General features: G+C 73.4%; 17 protein-coding genes. 12 read left to right on the forward strand and 5 right to left on the reverse strand.

The annotated features are described in order from the left end of the window. Nucleotides 1-74: 74 nt before the first annotated feature. Both proC and FE374_RS05960 read right to left on the reverse strand, forming a co-directional pair. On the reverse strand, nucleotides 75-896 hold the full coding sequence (gene proC / locus FE374_RS05955) for a pyrroline-5-carboxylate reductase (RefSeq protein WP_139927672.1): 822 nt from the start codon (nucleotides 894-896) through the stop codon (nucleotides 75-77). Between the two features lie 202 nt (nucleotides 897-1,098). Next, on the reverse strand, nucleotides 1,099-1,689 hold the full coding sequence (locus FE374_RS05960) for a PepSY domain-containing protein (protein WP_139927673.1): 591 nt from the start codon (nucleotides 1,687-1,689) through the stop codon (nucleotides 1,099-1,101). A gap of 338 nt (nucleotides 1,690-2,027) precedes the next feature. Here FE374_RS05960 and ileS point away from each other — a divergent pair, with 338 nt between their 5' ends. The 6 genes from ileS (at nucleotide 2,028) to FE374_RS05990 (ending at nucleotide 10,271) form a co-directional block, all read left to right on the forward strand. Beyond that, nucleotides 2,028-5,297 carry an isoleucine--tRNA ligase gene (ileS, locus tag FE374_RS05965; protein ID WP_139927674.1) on the forward strand — a complete coding sequence of 1,090 codons (3,270 nt, stop codon included), beginning with the start codon at nucleotides 2,028-2,030 and terminating at the stop codon, nucleotides 5,295-5,297. Next, nucleotides 5,297-6,976: a bifunctional folylpolyglutamate synthase/dihydrofolate synthase gene (locus FE374_RS05970; RefSeq protein ID WP_139927675.1), complete on the forward strand. Its 1,680-nt coding sequence runs from the start codon at nucleotides 5,297-5,299 to the stop codon at nucleotides 6,974-6,976. Before ileS ends, FE374_RS05970 begins: the two co-directional genes overlap by 1 nt. 312 nt (nucleotides 6,977-7,288) lie before the next feature. Further along, entirely contained in the window at nucleotides 7,289-8,290 is a 1,002-nt protein-coding gene (gene dhaK, locus FE374_RS05975) for a dihydroxyacetone kinase subunit DhaK (protein ID WP_139927676.1), read from the forward strand. Between the two features lie 144 nt (nucleotides 8,291-8,434). Beyond that, the gene (dhaL, locus tag FE374_RS05980; RefSeq protein WP_139927677.1) at nucleotides 8,435-9,070 is read left to right on the forward strand and encodes a dihydroxyacetone kinase subunit DhaL; all 636 of its coding nucleotides are present in this window, start codon (nucleotides 8,435-8,437) and stop codon (nucleotides 9,068-9,070) included. Next, nucleotides 9,067-9,816: a dihydroxyacetone kinase phosphoryl donor subunit DhaM gene (gene dhaM / locus FE374_RS05985; protein WP_139927678.1), complete on the forward strand. Its 750-nt coding sequence runs from the start codon at nucleotides 9,067-9,069 to the stop codon at nucleotides 9,814-9,816. The genes dhaL and dhaM overlap by 4 nt, the downstream gene beginning before the upstream one ends. Before the next feature lie 23 nt (nucleotides 9,817-9,839). After that, entirely contained in the window at nucleotides 9,840-10,271 is a 432-nt protein-coding gene (locus tag FE374_RS05990) for a DUF4233 domain-containing protein (protein ID WP_223173655.1), read from the forward strand. 9 nt (nucleotides 10,272-10,280) lie between these two features. On the opposite strand, the gene FE374_RS05995 is transcribed toward FE374_RS05990, so the two are convergent. Together FE374_RS05995 and map are read right to left on the reverse strand one after the other, a co-directional pair. Further along, entirely contained in the window at nucleotides 10,281-10,982 is a 702-nt protein-coding gene (locus FE374_RS05995; protein ID WP_139927679.1) for a DUF998 domain-containing protein, read from the reverse strand. 14 nt (nucleotides 10,983-10,996) lie between these two features. Then, on the reverse strand, nucleotides 10,997-11,761 hold the full coding sequence (gene map / locus FE374_RS06000) for a type I methionyl aminopeptidase (protein ID WP_139927680.1): 765 nt from the start codon (nucleotides 11,759-11,761) through the stop codon (nucleotides 10,997-10,999). A gap of 150 nt (nucleotides 11,762-11,911) precedes the next feature. Between map and ndk the strand changes: the two genes are divergently transcribed. Beyond that, complete coding sequence (ndk, locus tag FE374_RS06005; protein WP_456319089.1) at nucleotides 11,912-12,349, forward strand: nucleoside-diphosphate kinase; 438 nt, start codon at nucleotides 11,912-11,914, stop codon at nucleotides 12,347-12,349. A gap of 6 nt (nucleotides 12,350-12,355) precedes the next feature. On the opposite strand, the gene FE374_RS06010 is transcribed toward ndk, so the two are convergent. Then, nucleotides 12,356-12,964: a hypothetical protein gene (locus tag FE374_RS06010; RefSeq protein WP_139927681.1), complete on the reverse strand. Its 609-nt coding sequence runs from the start codon at nucleotides 12,962-12,964 to the stop codon at nucleotides 12,356-12,358. A gap of 311 nt (nucleotides 12,965-13,275) precedes the next feature. Here FE374_RS06010 and smc point away from each other — a divergent pair, with 311 nt between their 5' ends. The 5 genes from smc (at nucleotide 13,276) to FE374_RS06035 (ending at nucleotide 20,424) form a co-directional block, all read left to right on the forward strand. Next, nucleotides 13,276-16,902 (forward strand): chromosome segregation protein SMC, encoded by a 3,627-nt coding sequence (gene smc, locus FE374_RS06015; protein WP_179957351.1) that lies wholly within the window; start codon nucleotides 13,276-13,278, stop codon nucleotides 16,900-16,902. A gap of 45 nt (nucleotides 16,903-16,947) precedes the next feature. Then, entirely contained in the window at nucleotides 16,948-17,259 is a 312-nt protein-coding gene (locus FE374_RS06020; RefSeq protein WP_139927683.1) for a hypothetical protein, read from the forward strand. A 113-nt stretch (nucleotides 17,260-17,372) separates the two neighbouring features. Continuing rightward, nucleotides 17,373-18,551, forward strand: coding sequence for a signal recognition particle-docking protein FtsY (ftsY, locus tag FE374_RS06025; RefSeq protein ID WP_139927684.1), 1,179 nt, complete (start codon nucleotides 17,373-17,375; stop codon nucleotides 18,549-18,551). A 227-nt stretch (nucleotides 18,552-18,778) separates the two neighbouring features. Next, nucleotides 18,779-20,089 (forward strand): ammonium transporter, encoded by a 1,311-nt coding sequence (locus tag FE374_RS06030; RefSeq protein WP_139927685.1) that lies wholly within the window; start codon nucleotides 18,779-18,781, stop codon nucleotides 20,087-20,089. Continuing rightward, complete coding sequence (locus FE374_RS06035; RefSeq protein ID WP_139927686.1) at nucleotides 20,086-20,424, forward strand: P-II family nitrogen regulator; 339 nt, start codon at nucleotides 20,086-20,088, stop codon at nucleotides 20,422-20,424. Before FE374_RS06030 ends, FE374_RS06035 begins: the two co-directional genes overlap by 4 nt. Nucleotides 20,425-20,430: the final 6 nt, after the last annotated feature.

Here is a 20,430-nt window from a genome sequence, read left to right on the forward strand (position 1 = left end):
AACTGCACCAGCGTTCCGAAAGGAAACGGTCGCGGCCGGTGAGCGGTGAGCGGTGAGCGGTGAGCGGTCAGCCGTCAGGCGCCCAGCTCGCGGTCCCGGTCCACGGTGGCCTGCACCCCGCGCACGACGGCGGGGGAGAACCCCGCGTCCTCCATCGCAACGAGGCCTGCCACCGTGGTCCCGCCGGGGGAGGTGACGGTGTCCACCAGGTCCGCGGGGGTGGCGCCGTCGGCGGCGCGCTCGAGCACCATGCGGGCGCTGCCGAGCACCGCCTGCGCGGCGATCCGCACCGCCTGAGCCTTGGCGAGCCCGTTCTTGACGCCACCGCGCGCGAGGGCGTCGATGAACGTGAACACGAAGGCCGGCGAGGCGCCGGCGATGGCCGAGTAGGCGGCGAAGTCCCGCTCCGGGAGCACGATCGCCCGGCCCACGTTCTCGAAGAGGCCGACGACGGCGTCGACCTGGTTCTCGCTGGCCTCGGCGTTGCCGCACACCGCGGCCATGCCCGCGCCGATCTGGGCGTTGACGTTCGGCATCACCCGCACCACCGCCTGGCCCTCCGGCAGGAGCTCGGCGAGGCGGTCCAGTGTGGTGCCGGCCGCGAGCGAGACGACCAGCGAGCCCTGCTCGGCCAGCAGGTCCTGCAGCGGGGCGAGCACGTCGGCGATCATGTGCGGCTTCACCGCCAGCACGACGACGCCACCGGCGCCGACCTGCTCGACCAGCTCGTCGTTGGTGTCCACCACGTCCACACCGGTCTCGCGGGCGAGTGCCTGCGCGGAGTGCCCGTGGGCGCTGGTCACCACCACGTCCTCGGGGGCCAGCGACCCGGAGGCGACGATGCCGCGCACGATCGCGCCGGCCATGTTGCCGGCACCGATGAATCCGACCCTCATGCTGCTCCCTCGTCCGTTGGGGCCAGTATGGCCCGCGGCACGCGGGATCCACGGCATGCCGCCGCGTGGAAGCGGCAGCTGCCTCAGCCCGCCGCGGGGGAGCGGCAGCTGCCTCAGCGCGCCGCGGGGGAGCGGCAGCTGCCTCAGCGCGCCGCGGGGGAGCGGCAGCTGCCTCAGCGCGCCGCGGGGAAGCGGCAGGTGCTCAGCGCACCGTGCCGTCGGCCGCGTCCACGCGGACCTCACGCTCGCCGTCGCCGGCGCGGACCTTCACCTTCCACACGACCCCGTTGTCCTCGGTCTCGAGCTCGACATCGTCCACCACGCCGCCGGACTGGGCCACGGCGGCATCGATGGCGTCGGCGAGCGTCACGGTGGCGGTGCCGAGGGCGGCACGGTCGTCGTCGTCGAGGTCGTCGTCCGGCTGCTGCCGGAGCACCTGCGTGCCGTCCGAGCCCACGGCGACGTCCTCGGCGCCGCCGGCGCCCACGACGGTGATCTCGTAGTCCCCGTCGTCGTCGTCCCGGTCGAGGTCGGCCGCCCGACCGCCGGGCACCGCGTTCTCGGCGGTCCGCACGGCGGTGAGGGCCGCGTCACCGGTCGCGGCGGCGTCGGCGTCGGCGCCGTCGTCGGCCGTGGGGCTGGGCGACGGCGTGCCGGGGCTGGCGCTCGGGGTGTCGGCCTCGCCGGCGGGCGACTGCTCGATCCCGGGCAGCGGCACCTCCTCCCGGGTGGAGCCGCAGCCGGCGAGCAGCAGCACGGTCGCGGCGGCGGCAGCAGCGCGTCGTCGGTCCATGCGGACCATCCTGCGGGCCGTGCGCGGTGATCGCATGCGGGTCGGCTCGGGGGCCGCAGGACGATCCGGTAGTGAGCGGTAGACTCCGCGGTACAGGCGTCGACCCGGCCATCACCGGCGAGCCTCCGGAAGAACAGGACCCGCACCCCGCTCCGCGCGGGTCCCCAGTAGAACCGGACGGGCGGGCCCGTCACAGCCTTTCTCGAGCGGTCACGACCGGCTGGCGCCGGGCGGGGCAAGCGGGGTGGTACCGCGGTACCGTGCCGCGCGGGCAGGTCCCGCGGGTACGGCGTCGTCCTCGCAGCCAGCAGCACCGATGAACCGACCGAGGAGCACCATTGGCCGACCAGCCGCAGCGTTACCCCCTCCACCGCCCGGGCAGCGAGGTCGTGGCCTCGCCGAGCTTCCCCGCGCTCGAGCAGGAGGTGCTGGAGTACTGGAAGCGTGACGACACCTTCCAGGCCTCGATCGACAACCGGGACGCCGGGACCGACGGCGAGGGCGAGTTCGTCTTCTACGACGGCCCGCCGTTCGCGAACGGCCTGCCCCACTACGGCCACCTGCTCACCGGGTACGTCAAGGACGTCGTCGGCCGCTTCCAGACCCAGATCGGGCACCGCGTCGAACGGCGCTTCGGCTGGGACACCCACGGCCTGCCCGCCGAGCTCGAGGCGGAGCGGATCCTGGGCATCAAGGACAAGTCCGAGATCGAGGCCATGGGCATCGAGGCCTTCAACAAGGCCTGCCGTGACTCGGTGCTGAAGTACACCAACGAGTGGCAGGACTACGTCACCCGCCAGGCCCGCTGGGTCGACTTCGACAACGACTACAAGACCCTCGACACCACCTTCATGGAGTCGGTGATCTGGGCCTTCAAGCAGCTCTACGACAAGGGCCTGGCCTACGAGGGCTACCGGGTGCTGCCGTACTGCTGGCACGACCAGACCCCGCTGTCCAACCACGAGCTGCGCATGGACGACGACGTCTACCAGATGCGTCAGGACCCCTCGGTCACGGTCGGCGTGCGCCTGGAGACCGGCGAGCTGGCCCTGATCTGGACCACCACGCCGTGGACCCTGCCGTCCAACCTGGCGGTCGCCGCCGGGCCCGAGATCGACTACGTCACCGTCGCGCCGGCCGAGGGCCCGCTGGCGGGGGAGCGGGTCATCCTCGCCAAGTCGCGGCTGCACGCCTACGCCCGCGAGCTGGGCGAGGAGCCCGACGTGGTGGCCACCTACCCCGGCACCGAGCTGGTGGGGCGGCGCTACGCCCCGATCTTCGACTACTTCGTCGGCCGCCCCGACGACGAGGCGCCCGGCCCGAACGCCTGGCAGGTGGTCGCCGCCGAGTACGTCACCACCGAGGACGGCACCGGCCTGGTCCACCAGGCGCCCGCGTTCGGTGAGGACGACATGGCCGTGTGCCAGGCCAACGGCATCGGCACTGTCGTCCCGGTGGACGACGGCGGCCGGTTCACCACCGAGGTGCCCGACTACGCCGGCTCCCAGGTGTTCGAGGCGAACAAGGCCATCATCGCCGACCTCAAGCACGGCACCGGGCCCCTGGCCCGCCGGCCGCAGGCCGAGCGCGCCGTGCTGGTGCGCCAGGAGACCTACGACCACTCCTACCCGCACTGCTGGCGCTGCCGCACACCCCTGATCTACAAGGCTGTGACGAGCTGGTTCGTGCGCGTCAGCGAGTTCCGCGACCGGATGGTCGAGCTGAACCAGGACATCACCTGGGTGCCCGAGCACATCAAGGAGGGCCAGTTCGGCCACTGGCTCGCCGGCGCCCGCGACTGGTCCATCTCCCGCAACCGGTACTGGGGCACCCCGATCCCGGTGTGGGTCTCGGACGACCCCGCCCACCCGCGCATCGACGTCTACGGCTCCCTCGCCGAGCTGGAGGCCGACTTCGGCCGCCTGCCGCTGGACCGCGACGGCGAGCCGAACCTGCACCGGCCCTTCATCGACGAGCTGACCCGCCCGAACCCGGACGACCCCACGGGCCAGTCCACCATGCGCCGGATCCCCGACGTGCTGGACGTGTGGTTCGACTCCGGCTCCATGCCCTACGCGCAGGTGCACTACCCGTTCGAGAACCGGGACTGGTTCGAGCACCACAACCCCGGCGACTTCATCGTGGAGTACATCGGGCAGACCCGCGGCTGGTTCTACACCCTGCACGTGCTGGCCACCGCGCTGTTCGACCGGCCCGCGTTCCGGACCTCGGTCTCCCACGGCATCGTGCTCGGCTCCGACGGGCGCAAGATGAGCAAGTCCTTGCGCAACTACCCCGACGTCACCGAGGTCCTGGACCGGGACGGCTCGGACGCCATGCGCTGGTTCCTCATGAGCTCGCCCATCCTGCGCGGCGGCAACCTCGTCGTCACCGAGGAGGGCATCCGCGAGAACGTCCGGCAGATTCTGCTGCCGCTGTGGAACACCTGGTACTTCTTCGCCCTTTACGCCGGCACGGTCGACGGCGGTCGCGGCTACCTCGCCCGGCCGGTCGCCCTCGACGACGCCGCGGAGGTGGCCGGCCTGCACGTCATGGACCGCTACCTCCTGGCCCGTACCCGCGACCTCGCCGCCCAGGTCAAGGACCAGCTCGAGCGCTACGACGTGCCCGGTGCCACGCAGTCCGTCCGTGAGCACCTGGACCTGCTGACCAACTGGTACGTGCGCACCTCCCGGGACCGGTTCTGGGCCGAGGACGCCGGCGCGTTCAACACCCTCTACACCGCCCTGGAGGTCCTCACCCGTGTCATGGCCCCGCTCGCCCCGCTGGTCAGCGAGGAGATCTGGCGCGGCCTGACCGGCGGGCGCAGCGTCCACCTGACCGACTGGCCCGCGCTGCCCGCCACCGTGGCCGACCCCGAGCTGGTCGGCGCGATGGACCAGGTCCGCGACGCCGTCTCGGCGACCCTGGGCCTGCGCAAGGCCAACGCGCGCCGCGTGCGCCAGCCGCTGCGCACCCTCACGGTGGTGGTCGACGCACCGGGCGCGCTGACCCCGTTCACCGGCCTCATCGCCACCGAGGTCAACGTCAAGGACGTCGACGTACGGGCCCTGGGCGACGGCGCCGCCGAGCAGTTCGGCGTGGTCACCAAGCTCACGGTCAACGCCCGCGCAGCCGGGCCGCGGCTCGGCAAGGACGTCCAGCGGGCCATCAGGGCCGCCCGGGACGGCTTCTGGGAGCAGCGGGAGGGCGGTGACGGCGCGCCGACGGTTGTCGTGGACGGCATCGAGCTGAAGGCCGAGGAGTTCACGCTCACCACCGAGGTCGCCGGCGGCGAGGACGGCTCCGCCGTGGCCGGCATGCTGCCCGGCGGCGGCTTCGTGGTCCTGGACATCGCCGTCGACGACGAGCTCGCCGCCGAGGGCTACGCCCGCGACGTCGTGCGCCTGGTCCAGGACGAGCGCAAGGCGACCGACCTGTACGTCGCCGACCGCATCCACCTCGACCTGGTCGTCCCGGCCGACAAGCTCGAGTGGGTCCAGACCCACCGCGACCTCGTGGCCCGGGAGACCCTCGCGCTCGAGGTGCGCGTGGTCGCCGGCGACGTCGAGACACCGCAGATCCGCGTGGAGAAGGTGGACGCCTGATGGACCAGCGAACTCCGGGCGACGTCCCCGAGGAGACCGGCGCCGCCGGTCCGGGCCCCGCCGGCGCTGCCCGCCGGGACCCCGCCGAGGCCGAGCGCGAGGCGCAGGAGCGCATCGCGGCGTTCATGGCGGCCGCCGACGCCCCGGACGACGGCGTCGACCCAGTCTCGGACACGACCACGGAGGAGGACGAGCACGCGGCCGGCCTGCGGGCCCTCCTCGGCTCCGCCCTGTTCACCGGGCCCGACCCGGACGTGGCGGAGGAGGTGCTGCACGAGGAGGAGGCGGAGCCCTCCGACGCGCAGAAGCACGCCGTCGCCGTCGCCCACGCCCAGGCGGAGGAGCAGGTCCGGGGCATCTACCTCGACATCCTCGCCCGGGCGCCCGAGCACGACGTCCAGCCCAGCCTCCAGCGGGTCGCGGACGTGCTGGAGCTGCTGGGCGACCCGCACCGGGCCTATCCGGTCATCCACCTGACCGGCACCAACGGCAAGACGTCGACCGCGCGCATGATCGAGCGGCTGCTGCGCGAGAAGGGCCTGCGCACGGGCCGGTTCACCTCCCCGCACCTGCACTCGGTGCGCGAGCGCATCGCCCTGGACGGTGCGCCGATCAGCCCCGAGGCCTTCGTGGCCACCTGGGAGGACGTCAAGCCCTACATCGAGATGGTCGACGCCCGGTCCCAGGCCGACGGCGGTCCGCGGCTGAGCTTCTTCGAGGTCTTCACCGTCATGGCCTACGCCGCGTTCGCCGACGCCCCGGTGGACGTCGCCGTCGTCGAGGTCGGCATGGGCGGGCGCTGGGACGCGACCAACGTGGCGGACGGGACCGTGGAGGTCCTCACCCGCATCGACCGCGACCACGAGCGGTGGCTCGGCCACACCCTGGAGGAGATCGCCGGGGAGAAGGTCGGCATCATCACCGACCGGTCCACGGTGCTCTCCGCCGCACAGCAGGAGGAGGTCGAGAGCGTCATCATGTCCGCTGCCGCCCAGCACGGGGCCCGGCTGCTGCGCGACGGGCAGGACCTCGCCGTCGTCGACCGCCAGCTCGGCGTGGGCGGGCAGCTGCTCACCCTGAGCACGCCCGCCGGCGTCTACCAGGACGTCTTCCTCCCGCTGCACGGCGAGCACCAGGCGCACAACGCGCTGCTCGCGCTCGCGGCGGTGGAGACCTTCTTCGGCGGCGCCGCCCTCGACGGCGGGGTCGTCGAGCAGGGCTTCGCCGGGGTCGACTCACCCGGTCGGCTCGAGCTCGTGCGGCGCAGCCCCACGGTGCTGGTCGACGCCGCCCACAACCCGGCCGGCATCGACGCGCTCCGCGCCGCCATCGAGGAGGCATTCCCCTTCTCCCACCTCGTCGGCGTCGTGGGGGTCATGGCCGACAAGGACGCCGAGGGCATCCTCGCCGGCCTAGAGCCGCTGCTCGCCGAGATCGTCGTCACCCGGGCGACCACGGACCGTGCGATGGACGTCGAGGAGCTCGCGGAGATCGCCGCCGACGTGTTCGGCGAGGAGCGGGTCCACGTGGCCGAACGCCTCGACGACGCGATCGACAAGGCCGCCACGCTGGCCGAGGCGGACCCCGAGGAGGTCGTGACGAGCACCGGGATCCTCGTGGCCGGCTCCGTGATCCTGGCTGCGGAGGCCCGGGCGCTGATGGGCAGGAAGACCGCCTGAGGTCGCCCGCCACCTCCTTCTCCTCCTTCCCGTGAGATGTCAGGTTCTCGGCGAGATGTCATGGCGCCCTAGCCGGTCCGTGAAATCTCACCGAGAACTTGACGTCTCGGTGAGGAGTTGACGTCTCACCGCGAACTTGACGTCTCGGTGAGGAGTTGACGTCTCACCGCGAACTTGACATCTCGGCCGCGTTGAAACGAGGCGGCGGTCGGTGATCGGGCGAAACCTGGCCGATCCGGGCGGGAAGGCGCAAGGATGAGCCCGTGGTCCGTGTGCGTCCTGGACCCTCCCGGCTACCGAAGGAGCACGTCGGTGAAGAAGCTCATCAACAACCCCCAGAACGTCGTCGCCGAGTCACTGCGGGGCTTCGGCCTCGCCCACCCCGAGCACGTCCGGGTCAACGAGGACCCGCTCTTCGTCTCCCGCGCCGGCGGCGCCGTCCAGGGCAAGGTCGGCCTGGTCTCCGGCGGCGGCTCCGGGCACGAGCCCCTGCACGCCGGCTACGTCGGCGTAGGCATGCTCGACGCCGCCGTGCCCGGGCCCATGTTCACGTCGCCCACGCCCGAGCCCATCCTCGAGGCCACCAAGGCGGCCGACGGCGGCGCCGGCGTGCTGCACATCGTGAAGAACTACACCGGCGACGTCCTCAACTTCGAGACGGCCGCCGAGCTCGCCGAGGCGGAGGACATCACCGTCAAGGCCGTGATCGTCAACGACGACGTCGCGGTCGAGGACTCCCTCTACACCGCCGGTCGGCGCGGCGTGGCCGGCACCGTGCTGGTCGAGAAGATCGCCGGGGCGGCCGCCGAGCGCGGCGACGACCTCGACGCCGTCGTCGCCGTCGCCCAGAAGGTCATCGACAACGTCCGCTCGATGGGCGTGGCGCTGTCCGCATGCACCGTGCCCCACGCCGGCAAGCCCTCCTTCGACCTCGAGGAGGACGAGATCGAGATCGGCATCGGCATCCACGGCGAACCCGGCCGCCACCGCATCGCCATGGCCGGCGCCGACGAGATCACCGAGCGCCTGCTCACCCCGGTGCTCGAGGACCTCAAGGTGACCGACGGCGAGGAGGTCCTGCTCTTCGTCAACGGCATGGGTGGCACGCCCCTGTCCGAGCTCTACGTGGTCTACAACCACGCCCGGGACCTGCTCGACCAGCGCGGGCTGAAGGTCACCCGCTCGCTGGTGGGCAACTACATCACCTCGCTGGAGATGCAGGGCGCCTCGGTCACCGTGCTGCGCCTGGACGCGGACCTCACCGCGCTGTGGGACGCTCCGGTCGACACCCCCGCGCTGCGGCGCGGGCTCTGAACCACCCGGCCGCGGCGGGACGGTCCCGCCGCGGCCGGCGAGCCCGCACCACGGGCGCCGAGAACCGGCACGCCCAGCCCGCACCACGGGCGTGGAGAAGCCGGCACACCCCGCCCGCTCCACGGGCGCCGAGAAGGAGGACGCATGACCGCCACCCTGGGGACCGAGTGGGCGCTGGACTGGGTGGCCCGCGCGGCCACAGCAGTCTCCGAGCACCGGATCGACCTCATCGAGCTGGACCGGGCGATCGGCGACGGCGACCACGGCGAGAACATGGACCGCGGTTTCACCGCCGTGACGGCCAAGCTCGCGGCGACCCGGCCGGAGTCGGCGGGGGAGGTGCTCAAGACGGTCGCGACCACCCTGATGTCCACGGTGGGCGGGGCCGCCGGGCCGCTCTACGGCACCGCGTTCCTCCGCGGTGCCAAGGCGGCCGACGGCGAGCTCGACGCCGCCGGGGTGGCCGCCGTGCTGGAGGCCGCCCTGGAGGGCATCAAGGCCCGCGGCAAGGCCGAGACGGGGGAGAAGACCATGGTGGACGCCTGGACCCCGGCCGCGGAGGCCGCGCGCGCCGCGGCGGACGCCGGGCGCAGCCCCGTCGAGGCCCTACGCGCCGCCGCGGATGCCGCGGCGGCGGGCGCGGACGCCACCGTGCCGATGGTCGCCACGAAAGGCCGCGCGAGCTACCTCGGCGAGCGCTCCGCCGGTCACCGTGACCCCGGCGCGGAGTCGTCCTCGCTGCTCCTCGCCGCAGCGGCAGAGGCGGCCGAGGCGCGGTGACGGCGAAGGCCGGCCTCGTCGTCGTCTCCCACTCGGTCCGGCTCGCCGAGGGGGTGGTCGAGGTGGCCGCGCAGATGGCGCCCGACGTCCCGATGCGAGCGGCGGGCGGGACCGAGGACGGCCGTGTCGGCACCAGCTTCGACAAGGTCGAGGCTGCGGTCTCCGCGCTGCTGGGGGAGGTGGAGCAGGTGGTCCTGCTCACCGACCTCGGCTCGGCCACGATGACGGCCGAGTCGGTGCTGGACGTGCTCGACGCTGACGTCGCCGACCGTGTGGTCCTCGCGGACGGTCCGCTCGTCGAAGGGGCGGTGGCCGGCGCGGTCGCCGCCCAGTCCGGGGCAGACGCCGCCGCGGTGGCCCGCGCCGTCGCCGAGGCGGCCAGCAGCTTCGCGGGTGCGGCTGGTGGCCCTGGTGACGCCGGGGCGACGGGGCAGCCCGGGACGGCACCGGCGCAGCAGCGGGCCGCAGGGAACGGCGCCGGCGACGGCGAGGCCCTCACCGCCACGCTTACCCTGCGCAACAAGGTCGGTCTGCACGCCCGGCCGGCGGCGCTGCTCGCCCGGCTCGTGGCGGGGTTCGACGCCGAGGTGACCGTCAACGACGTCGAGGCGGCCAGCGTGCTCGCCCTGATGGGACTCGGCCTGGAGCAGGGCGACGAGATGCACGTGCGGGCCCGCGGCGCGCAGGCTTCGGACGCCCTCGAGGCCGTCACCGTGGCGGTCGCGGACGGCTTCGGGGAGGAGTAGCCGCGCCTGGGTAACCTGAGGTGGTGACCGACCAGCCCTCCGCCACCCCGACGCCCCACGCGCCGGCGGCGCCGCCACGCCCCCCCGGGTCCGCCCGGCGCATGTTCGCGATGACCGTCCTCGTCAGCGAGGTCTTCATCGTGCTGTTCGCCTCGCTGGTCGCCCACGGACTGCGGCTGGCCGACCTCGGCCTGATCTGGGGTGTGGGCGGTGCCGCGATGCTCGCCTGCGCGGTGTGCGCCGGTCTGCTGCGCCACCGCGCGGGCTACGTGCTCGGTTCCGTGGTGCAGGTGCTGCTGCTCGCGGCGGGATTCCTGCTGCCGATGATGTTCGTCATCGGGGTGATCTTCGGTGTGCTGTGGGTGGCGTCCGTCCAGCTCGGCGGGCGCATCGACGTCGAGCGCAAGCAGCGATACGCCGCCGAGGTGGAGCACTTCCGCTCGCAGTCGGCCTGAGCCAGGAGCTCACCTGGGCCGAAGTTCCGACTGCGGCGCGTGGTCCACGACCACCCCGCGCAGCCTGGCGGAGACCAGCGCGACCCACACCATCAGCACGAGCGACACGAGCACCAGCCGGACGCTGGTCGCGCCCCACGGCCACCACGCCAGGACGGCGCCGACCACAGCGGTGCCCGAGCAGTAGCCGGCCCAGCCGCGCCGGCCGGACCGCGCGAACCGACGGGCGAGAAGCACGCACGCGACGAGCGCGGCGTTGATCGCCAGGGCGGTCCCGACGTCGTGCAGCACACCCTCCGTGCCGTGCAGCACGCCGTGCGCGCTGTGCAGCACGCGCTCTGCGCCGCCTGGCCGCGCTCCCGCGTCGTGCACGAGACCGGGCGGGAAGTCGCCGTACGCGTCGACCCGGAACATCCCCGCCAGGATCAGGCCGACGCCCGCGGCACCCATCGCCTGGGCAGGTCCGGCCCCGCCCCACCGGTCCGGCGCCAGGTGGAGCCCGACGGCGAGTCCCTCCACGAGCAGGCCTGTCACCACGAAGGTGCTGATCTGGACCCAGCCGAGGTCCCCGTGACTGAGCAGGCTCAGGCCGTGCCGACGCACGTCGAAGCCGTCGCGGAGCAGCATCTGGGCCCCGACGGACCCCAGGAAGAGCGGGCCGGCGACGACGCCGCCCGCCAGGAGCCGGCGGGCAGCCGCCCTCGCACCCATTGGAGCCGCCCGGCCTACCGCCCGGTCAGGACGACCGGGCCGCACTCGGTCACCGCGACCGTGTGCTCGCTGTGCGCCCCCCGCGATCCGTCCGCGCTGCGCAGCGTCCACCCGTCCGCGTCGGTGTAGATCTCGTCGGTGCCGGCCAGGAACCACGGCTCGATCGCGATGACCAAGCCCGGCTGCAGCGGGTAGCCACGGCCCGCGCGACCGTCGTTGGGCACGTGGGGCTCACCGTGCATGGTGCGTCCGACGCCGTGCCCGCCGAACTGGGTGTTGACGAGGTAGCCGTGCTCGCGTGCCACGGCACCGATCGTCGCCGAGATGTCCCCGACCTTGTTGCCGACCACGGCGACCTCGATCGCCCGGGCCAGCGCCTCCTCGGTGGCGGCGATGAGCTGCAGGTCCTGCTCGCGCGGCGTCCCCACCACCAGGCTCAGCGCCGAGTCCGCCACCCATCCGTCGACGCTCGCGGCGAAGTCCACCGACAGCAGGTCGCCGTCACGCAGGCGGTAGTCGGAGGGGAGCCCGTGCAGCACGGCGTCGTTGATCGATGTGCACAGCACGTGACCGAAGGGGCTCCCGCCGAACGAGGGGTGGTAGTCGACGTAGCAGGATTCCGCACCCACCTCGCGGATCATCTGGTGCGCGAGGGTCTCCAGGTCGAGGAGATTGACGCCGACGTCGGCCGCTTCGCCCAGGGCGCGCAGGACGTCGGCAACGAACGCTCCGGCCGGGCGCATCGCGTCGATCTCGGTCGGCGCCTTCAGATCGATCACCGCCTCAGGTTAGAGGTCGAACCCGGCCCGGCACCTTCGCGGCGGTGCGGCGGTGCGGCGGTACGGCGTTAAGGCGGTGAGGTCGGCGGTGGGAGTGCCGCGCTCCGCCGACCGTGGGCGGCCGGCGGTGGGCCGGTAGGGTGCCTGGACGTGACCACATCTGACATCGCCACCGAGCGCACCCTCGTCATCGTCAAGCCCGACGGCGTCGCCCGTCACCTCATCGGTGAGGTGCTGCGCCGCGTCGAGGCGAAGGGGTACCGCACCGTCGCGCTCGAGCTGCGCACCGCGGACGCGGACCTGCTGGCCCAGCACTACGCCGAGCACGAAGGCAAGCCGTTCTTCGCGCCGCTCATTGAGTTCATGATGTCCGGCCCAGTCGTCGCCGCCATCGTGGAAGGGCACGGCGTCATCGAGGGCTTCCGTTCCCTCGCTGGCACGACGAACCCCACGTCCGCGGCCCCGGGCACCATCCGCGGCGACCTCGGGCGCGAGTGGGGCACCGCCGTCGTGCAGAACCTCGTCCACGGCTCGGACTCGCCGGAGTCGGCCGCCCGTGAGATCGGGCTGTGGTTCCCGGGGCTCTGAGCCTGCTCACGACCGTTCCCCGACGCCCGGGTCCGGCCACAGCGGCCGGGCTCGGGCGGCGGCGTCGCGGATGACGTCGGCGTCCAGGTCCCCAACGGTCGTCTCGATGTCGCGTGCCGGCCAGCGGCACACGACCCGCAGTGGCCCCGGCGGAGGCAACGGCCACAGCCAGTAGTCCCGCTCGGCCCGGTCGGCGTGGCTCACCCCGCTGCGGCGCGCGAGGACCGGATGGTCCGGCGCCCAGTCGACGCTCCCGCGGCCGTGCTCGATCAGCTGGCGGTACGGGTCCGGGCCCGCGCTGGTGACGCGGCGCCCGTCCGCCAGCTCCATCTCCCACACCAGCCGCGCCGCGCGCCACTCGGCCGCGGCGGCGGGGCCGGTCGGGCCGTCCACGTCGACGCCGGTTTCGGGCCCGTCCATGTCGAGGAGCGTGTCCGGGCTGTCCGGGCTGCCCGGGCGGTCCGGGCTGTTGCGGGCGCCGCGCGGCGCGTCACGGTGCAAGCGCACACCGACGGCGAGCCCCACTCCGGTCGGGTAAGCCCGCATCTCGGTCAGCACCACGACGGCCTGTGCGGACCGTCCCAGCACCAGCTCCACCGGCACGACGCCCGGCATGAGGTCACCTGGAGGCCATGCCCAGACCGGACGGGGTGCCCGTCCCGCTCGGGGTTCGACGGGCCCGGGCGACTCGGCGGTGGTCGGCATGTACGGCCTCTTTCCGGACGACGTGCCACGAGCCTGGTACTGGGCCGGCCGGGTCCGTCCGATCTTCCCGGGTGGGGTCGTGCGACCACCGTGGATTTGCGGCACCAGGTTTCGTCCGACTCCGGGTGGCCAGCGCGCCAGACTGGTATGTCGGCATTCCGGCGCGCGGCCTGTGGACGACCTGACGTTCACCGTCCTCGCGGGGCCATATGCTGCCGTTCGTGCATCTAAAGACGCTGACGCTGCGAGGGTTCAAGTCCTTCGCGTCTGCGACGACGCTGCACCTCGAGCCGGGCATCACCTGCGTGGTGGGCCCCAACGGCTCCGGCAAGTCCAACGTGGTCGACGCCCTCGCCTGGGTGATGGGGGAGCAGGGCGCCAAGACCCTGCGCGGCGGGTCCATGGCGGACGTCATCTTCGCCGGCACGTCCTCCCGCGCCCCGCTGGGCCGTGCCGAGGTCTCCCTCACCATCGACAACACCGACGGCCTGCTGCCCATCGAGTACACCGAGGTCACCATCTCCCGGACCCTGTTCCGCTCCGGCGGGTCCGAGTACGCCATCAACGGCACCCCGTGCCGGCTGCTGGACATCCAGGAGCTGCTCTCCGACACCGGCATGGGCAAGGAGATGCACGTCATCGTCGGCCAGGGCCGGCTCGACTCCGTCCTGCAGGCCAGCGCGGAGGAACGGCGCGGCTTCATCGAGGAGGCCGCCGGCGTCCTCAAGCACCGCCGCCGCAAGGAGAAGGCGCTGCGCAAGCTGGAGGCGATGCAGGCCAACCTCGCCCGGGTGAACGACCTGTCCGCCGAGATCCGCCGTCAGCTCGGGCCACTGGCCCGGCAGGCCGACGTCGCCCGCCGCGCCCAGGTGGTCCAGGCCGACCTGCGCGACGCCCGCGCCCGCCTCCTCGCCGACGACCTCGTCCAGCTCACCGCCGCCCTCGCCCAGGACGTGGCCGACGAGACGGCGGTGCGTGAGCGCAAGGCGCACGTCGAGGCGGCCCAGGCCGACGCCCGGGCCCGGCTCGCCGTGCTCGAGCAGGCCGCGGCCGCCGCCGCGCCCCGCCTCGGGCAGGTCACCGACGTGTGGTACCAGCTCTCCGGGCTGCGTGAACGGCTGCGCTCGCTGGGGAACGTCGCCTCGGAGCGCTGCCGGCTCCTCGGTGCCCCCTCCACCGCCGAGCCGGCCCCGGGCCGTGACCCCGCCGAGCTCGACGCGCGGGCCGCCGCAGCCCGCGAGGAGGAAGAGGCCCTGCAGGCCCGGCTCGAGGAGGCGCGCGCCGCGCTCGAGGCCCGCACCGCCGAGCGGACCACCGCCGAGGAGGCGGAGCGGGAAGCCGAGCGGGCGCTGGCCGCCGTGCACCGCGGTGTGGCGGACCGCCGCGAGGGGCTGGCCCGGCTCACCGGCCAGGTCAGCGCCCGCCGCTCCCGGCTCGAGGCCGGCGAGGCCGAGCTCGGCCGCCTGCGCGCCACGCTCACCGCCGCCCAGGAGCGCGCGGCCACCGCCCACGCGGAGTTCACCGCGCTCGAGCAGCAGGTGGCCGGCGTCGAGGAGGGCGAGGAAGGGCTGGACGAGGCCCACGAGGCCGCCACCGCCGAGCTGGAGGACGCCGAGCAGGCGGTGACCGCCCTCGTCGAGGCGGAGCGCGCCGCCGAGGCCGAACGGGCCACCGCGGCCGCCCGCCGCGACACCTTCGCCCTGTCGTTGCGCCGCAAGGACGGCACCGGGGCCCTGCTGGACTCGGGCCTGCCCGGCCTGCTCGGCCCGGTGCCCGAGCACGTCAGCGTGACACCCGGGTGGGAGAACGCGCTCGCGGCCGCACTCGGACCGCTCGCCGAGGCAGCGGTCGCCGAGTCAGTGGACGTCGCTGTCGACGCCGTCCGCCAGGCACGTGACCGGGACGGGGGGCAGGTGCGCCTGGTCCTCGCCGGCGCCCCCACGCCCGCGGACGACGGCGCCCCCACGCCCGCGGACGACGGCGAAGCCCCGCCCGCCGGCGCGACGTGGGCCGCCGAGCTCGTCACCGTCCCCGACCCCGCAGTGCGGGCGACGCTGATGCGGCTGCTGGCCGGCGTCGTCGTCGTCGAGGACCTCGCCGACGCCCGTCGGGTGCTCACCGACGCCCCCACCCTCACCGCCGTGACCCGGGCCGGGGACGTCCTCTCGGCGACCGCGGCGCACGGCGGGGCACCCGGGGCACCGAGCGTCCTCGAGCTGCACGCGGCCCATGAGGAGGCCGTCGCCGCGGTCGACGACGCCGCCGCCCGAGTCGAGCGCGCCCGCTTCGCGCTCGGGCCTGCCCGCGAACGGGTGGACGCCGCCCGAACCGGTGCCCGGGCCACCCTGGAGGACCTGCACGCCTCCGACGCGCGGCTCACCGCCGTCGCCGAACGGCTCGGCCGACTGGGCTCCACCCTGCGCGGCGCCGAGGCCGAGGCCGAGCGCACCCGGCCGGCCATCGCCCGCGTCGAGGGGGAGGTCACCGAGCACGCCGCCGAGCTCGCCGCGCTCGCCGAGCGGCTCGAGATCGCCCAGCGTGAGCCCGAGCAGGCCGAGGACGACCTCACCGGTGCCACCGCGGCCCGCGACGCGGCCACCGAGATCGCCCGCTCGGCCCGCACCGCCGAGACCGACGCCCGGCTGGCGCTGCGCACCCTCGAGGAGCAGGCCAAGGCGCTGTCCGGCCGGGCGGCCTCGCTGGCCGCCGCGGCCCGCGCCGAGCGCGAGGCGCGCCGCCGGGCCGCCGAGCGGGAGGCGCGCCGGGTGGCGCAGGCGCGGGTCGCCGCCGAGGTCCGGGAGGGGGCCGGCCGGGCGCTGGCCGCCATCGAGGGGTCCGTGGCCGCCGCGGCCGCGTCGCGCGAGGACGCCGAGCACGAACGCGCCGAGCGTGAGGAGACCCTCACCGCCGTCCGCACCGAGCTCGAGGAGATCGCCGCGGACCTCGCCACGCTCACGGACGCCGCGCACCGCGACGAGGTGGCCCGGGCCGAGCAGCGGCTGCGCATCTCCCAGCTGGAGGAACGCGCCGTCGCCGACCTCGGGCTCGATCCTCAGGTGCTCGTCGACGACTTCGGGCCGGACCGGCCCGTGCCGGCCACCGCTCCCGTGGCAGACGGTGAGGAGCCGGCGGAGGCGCGTCCCTATGTCCGCGCGGAGCAGGAGAAGCGGCTGCGGGCCGCCGAGCGTGACCTGACCCGGCTGGGCAAGGTCAATCCGCTCGCCCTGGAGGAGCACGCCGCCCTGGCCGAACGGCACAAGTTCCTCACCGACCAGCTCGCCGACCTCAAGAAGTCCCGCGCCGACCTCATGCAGATCGTCAGGGAGGTCGACGACCGGGTCGAGCGGGTGTTCGCCGAGGCCTTCGCGGACACCGCGGCCCAGTTCGAGCAGGTCTTCCCCCGGTTGTTCCCCGGCGGCGAGGGACGCCTGGTGCTCACCGACCCCGACGACCTGCTCACCACCGGCATCGAGATCGAGGCCCGCCCGGCCGGCAAGAAGGTCAAGCGGCTCTCGCTGCTCTCCGGCGGGGAGCGGTCGCTGACCGCCGTCGCGCTGCTCGTGTCGATCTTCAAGGCCCGGCCCAGCCCGTTCTACGTCATGGACGAGGTCGAGGCCGCCCTCGACGACGTCAACCTCGGCCGGCTGCTGGAGATCTTCACCGAGCTGCGGGCGAGCTCTCAGCTCATCGTCATCACCCATCAGAAGCGCACGATGGAGGTGGCCGACGCGCTGTACGGCGTGACGATGCGCGGCGACGGCGTCACGACGGTGATCTCCCAGCGTCTCGAGCGGGAGCCCGAGCCGGCCGGCGGTGAGCAACCTCACCGCCATGTGAGCGGATCGTGACCGGCCCCGTCTCGCACCCGGCCGCCGTCCGGCGATACTGGAGGCATGACGGGGGCAATGCTTGCGATGGTCGGGGCCGCGCTGTGCGCGGTCGTAGTTCTTCTGCTCGTGCTCGGCGAGCGCCGACCTGACGGTGGTTGGTACGCCTGGTTGCGCGACAGCGTGCAGGCCTGGCGGTCTGACGAGCTCGCCGCCGCCAAGCTGCAGCCGCAGGGGTCCGCGGTGCGCGACACACCGTTGGAGGACCTGTTCTCCCTGGGGGCCGCCCGGGACCAGCCGGCGTACGCCCGCCCCGAGGAGCTGCGCGACCGGCTCGACCAGGCGCGTCAGCAGGCCCGCTCGCTCGCCCGGCGCTGATCCGGCGCCGACCCGGCGCTGATCCGGCGCTGACCCGGCGCTGAGCCGGCCGGCGGCGACGCCGTGTGCCCCGCCGGTCGTGCCCGCACCGGGGAGTGCGACAGACTAGGGCAGTGACCGACCAAGCCTGGATCCTCATTGCCGTTGCCGTCGTAGTGGTCGTGGTGGCCGTCGTCGGGGTCATCGCCCTGACCAGCGGCCGCCGGGCCTCGCGTGGCCCCAGCACCACCCTCCCGCCCGCCGAGGTCAGCCCCTACGAGGTGGACCAGGCGCCCGGCGCCGGGGCGAGCGCCCCGGAGGCACCTGCCTCGGAGACCGAGGCGCCCGCCGTCGCGACGCCCACGCTCGAGCGCCCCGCCCCGGCGGCCGGCCGCATGCAGCGCCTGCGCGCCCGGCTCGCCCGCTCCGGTGCCCTTGGCCAGACCCTTCTCTCGATCCTGTCCCGCGGTGAGCTCACGGAGAGCGACTGGGAGGAGATCGAGGAGACGCTGCTCCTGGCGGACGTCGGTGTCGGCCCGACCACCGAGCTGATGGACAAGCTGCGCACCGAGACGAAGGTGCTCGGCACCACCGACCCCGAGCACGTCCGCGACGTCCTGCGCCGCGAGCTCCTCCAGCTCGTCGACCCCACCATGGACCGCGAGCTGCACCTGGAGCCGGTGGTCGGCGACGACGGCGAGCCGCACCCCGTGACCATGCTCGTGGTCGGTGTCAACGGCACCGGCAAGACGACCACGGTCGGCAAGCTCGCCCGCGTCCTGGTCGCCGAGGGGCACCACGTCGTCCTCGGTGCCGCCGACACGTTCCGCGCCGCCGCGGCCGACCAGCTCAGCACCTGGGGCTCGCGCGTCGGCGTGCCGGTGGTGCGCTCGGACCGGGAGGGCGCGGACCCCGCCGCCGTCGCATTCGACGCGGTCAAGGAGGGGCGCCGCACCGGTGCCGACGTGGTGCTTGTGGACACCGCCGGCCGCCTGCAGAACAAGGCCGGCCTGATGGACGAGCTCGGCAAGATCAAGCGGGTGATGTCCCGCGAGGCACCCGTGCGCGAGGTGCTGCTCGTCCTGGACGCCACGACGGGCCAGAACGGTATGCGCCAGGCGCAGGTGTTCGCCGAGGCCGTCGACGTCACGGGCATCGTGCTGACCAAGCTGGACGGCACCGCGAAGGGCGGGATCGTCGTCGCCGTCCAGCGCGAGCTGGGTGTGCCGGTGAAGTTCGTGGGCCTGGGGGAGGGGCCGGACGACCTGGCGCCGTTCGTCGCCGAGGAGTTCGTGGACGCGCTGCTGTCCTGACCGGCGGGGCGGCCGCCCCGCCCGGCTGCCACCAGTGGTTCGGGCGCGAAGGCTGACAGTTGGCTGCACGAAAGAGGCACCGAACGGCGTCCGGAAGGCCTCCGCAACACAAACTTCACATCCACGGACCTCTCGTCACACGGGCGAAACACCCGGGTGCACCCGATGAAACGTGCCACGGGGAATCTGGAGCCCGGCCAGCCGATCGAGCTGGTGGAGGAGGAACCATGGAGCTGGATACCGGAGCCACCGCCTGGATGCTGATGTCAGCGTCCCTCGTGCTCCTCATGACACCCGGGCTGGCGCTGTTCTACGGCGGCATGACCCGGTCGAAGTCCGTGCTGAACATGATGATGATGTCCTTCGGTGCGATGGCCGTCATCGGCGTCGTCTACGTGCTGTGGGGCTGGTCGATGTCCTACGGCGGCAGCGTCGGCGGCATCGTCGGTAACCCGTTGGAGCACTTCGGCCTGGCCGGGTCCATCTACGACGCCCAGGGGAACTTCCTCATCGACGACTACGGGGTGCCCACCGTGGTCGGGGTCGCGTTCCAGGTCACCTTCGCCATCATCACCACCGCGCTCATCTCCGGGGCCATCGCCGACCGCACGAAGTTCTCCACCTGGATGGTCTTCGTCGCCCTGTGGGTCACGCTCGCCTACTTCCCCATGGCGCACATGGTCTGGGGCGGCGGTCTGCTCAGCGGGGACGGCCCGTTCGCGTCCATCGCGACCCCGGTCGACTTTGCCGGCGGCACGGTCGTGCACATCAACGCCGGTATGGCGGGCCTCGTGCTCGCCCTGGTCATCGGCAAGCGCAAGGGCTTCGGCAAGGTCCCGATGAAGCCGCACAGCCTGCCGCTGACCATGCTGGGCGCCGCCCTGCTGTGGTTCGGCTGGTTCGGCTTCAACGCCGGCTCGGCATTCACCGCCGACGGCGTCGCCGGCCTCGCGTGGGTCAACACCACCTCCGCCACCGCGGCCGCCGTCCTGGGCTGGCTCGTGACCGAGAAGATCCGCGACGGGCACGCCACCTCGCTCGGAGCCGCATCGGGTGTGGTCGCCGGGCTGGTCGCCATCACTCCGGCGGCCGGTGCGCTCAGCCCCGTCGGCTCACTGATCCTGGGTGCGATCGTCGGCGCGCTGTGCGCCCTGGCGGTCGGCCTGAAGTACCGGCTCGGCTACGACGACTCCCTCGACGTCGTCGGCGTCCACCTCGTCGGCGGCCTCGTCGGCACCGTCGCGATCGGCTTCCTCAGCACCACGACCGGCCTGTTCTACGGCGGCGGCGCCGCCCAGCTGGTCGTCCAGCTCATCATCGCCGCCGTGGCGATGCTCTTCTCCGGCGTGATCACTGCCATGATCGCAACCGTGCTCAAGGCGGTCATGGGCTGGCGCGTCGGCGAGGATGTCGAGGTCGCCGGGATCGACCAGGCCGAGCACGGTGAGTCCGCGTACGAGGCACTCGGCGTGGGCCGGTTCAGCAGCGACACTAGTGTGGGCGGCGCGGTCCGCACCACGACGGAGGCGAAGGCATGAAGCTCGTGACAGCAATCGTCCAGCCGCATCGGCTCGACGACGTCAAGAAGGCTCTGGAGGCGGCCGGGGTGCACGGCATGACCGTCTCGGAGGCCAACGGCTACGGCCGCCAGCACGGCCACACCGAGGTCTACCGCGGCGCCGAGTACACCATCGAGCTGGTGCCCAAGGTGCGGGTCGAGATCGTCGTCGCCGACGAGGACGGACCGGCCGTGGTCGACGCCGTCGTGGGGGCCGCCCACTCGGGGCGCATCGGCGACGGCAAGGTCTGGACCGTCCCCGTGGAGGACGTCGTCCGGGTGCGCACCGGGGAACGCGGGCACGACGCCCTCTGACTCACG

It is taken from the genome of Georgenia yuyongxinii (assembly GCF_006352065.1).
In the GTDB taxonomy this organism is placed as follows: domain Bacteria; phylum Actinomycetota; class Actinomycetes; order Actinomycetales; family Actinomycetaceae; genus Georgenia; species Georgenia yuyongxinii.

What these genes read in the sequence shown, in the direction of transcription:
- proC (WP_139927672.1), bottom strand. Translation starts at nt 896, where the DNA reads ATGAGGGTCGGATTCATCGGTGCCGGCAACATGGCCGGCGCGATCGTG.
- FE374_RS05960 (WP_139927673.1), bottom strand. Translation starts at nt 1,689, where the DNA reads ATGGACCGACGACGCGCTGCTGCCGCCGCCGCGACCGTGCTGCTGCTC.
- FE374_RS05970 (WP_139927675.1), top strand. Translation starts at nt 5,297, where the DNA reads ATGGACCAGCGAACTCCGGGCGACGTCCCCGAGGAGACCGGCGCCGCC.
- dhaL (WP_139927677.1), top strand. Translation starts at nt 8,435, where the DNA reads ATGACCGCCACCCTGGGGACCGAGTGGGCGCTGGACTGGGTGGCCCGC.
- FE374_RS05995 (WP_139927679.1), bottom strand. Translation starts at nt 10,982, where the DNA reads ATGGGTGCGAGGGCGGCTGCCCGCCGGCTCCTGGCGGGCGGCGTCGTC.
- FE374_RS06010 (WP_139927681.1), bottom strand. Translation starts at nt 12,964, where the DNA reads ATGCCGGGCGTCGTGCCGGTGGAGCTGGTGCTGGGACGGTCCGCACAG.
- FE374_RS06020 (WP_139927683.1), top strand. Translation starts at nt 16,948, where the DNA reads ATGACGGGGGCAATGCTTGCGATGGTCGGGGCCGCGCTGTGCGCGGTC.
- FE374_RS06030 (WP_139927685.1), top strand. Translation starts at nt 18,779, where the DNA reads ATGGAGCTGGATACCGGAGCCACCGCCTGGATGCTGATGTCAGCGTCC.
- FE374_RS06035 (WP_139927686.1), top strand. Translation starts at nt 20,086, where the DNA reads ATGAAGCTCGTGACAGCAATCGTCCAGCCGCATCGGCTCGACGACGTC.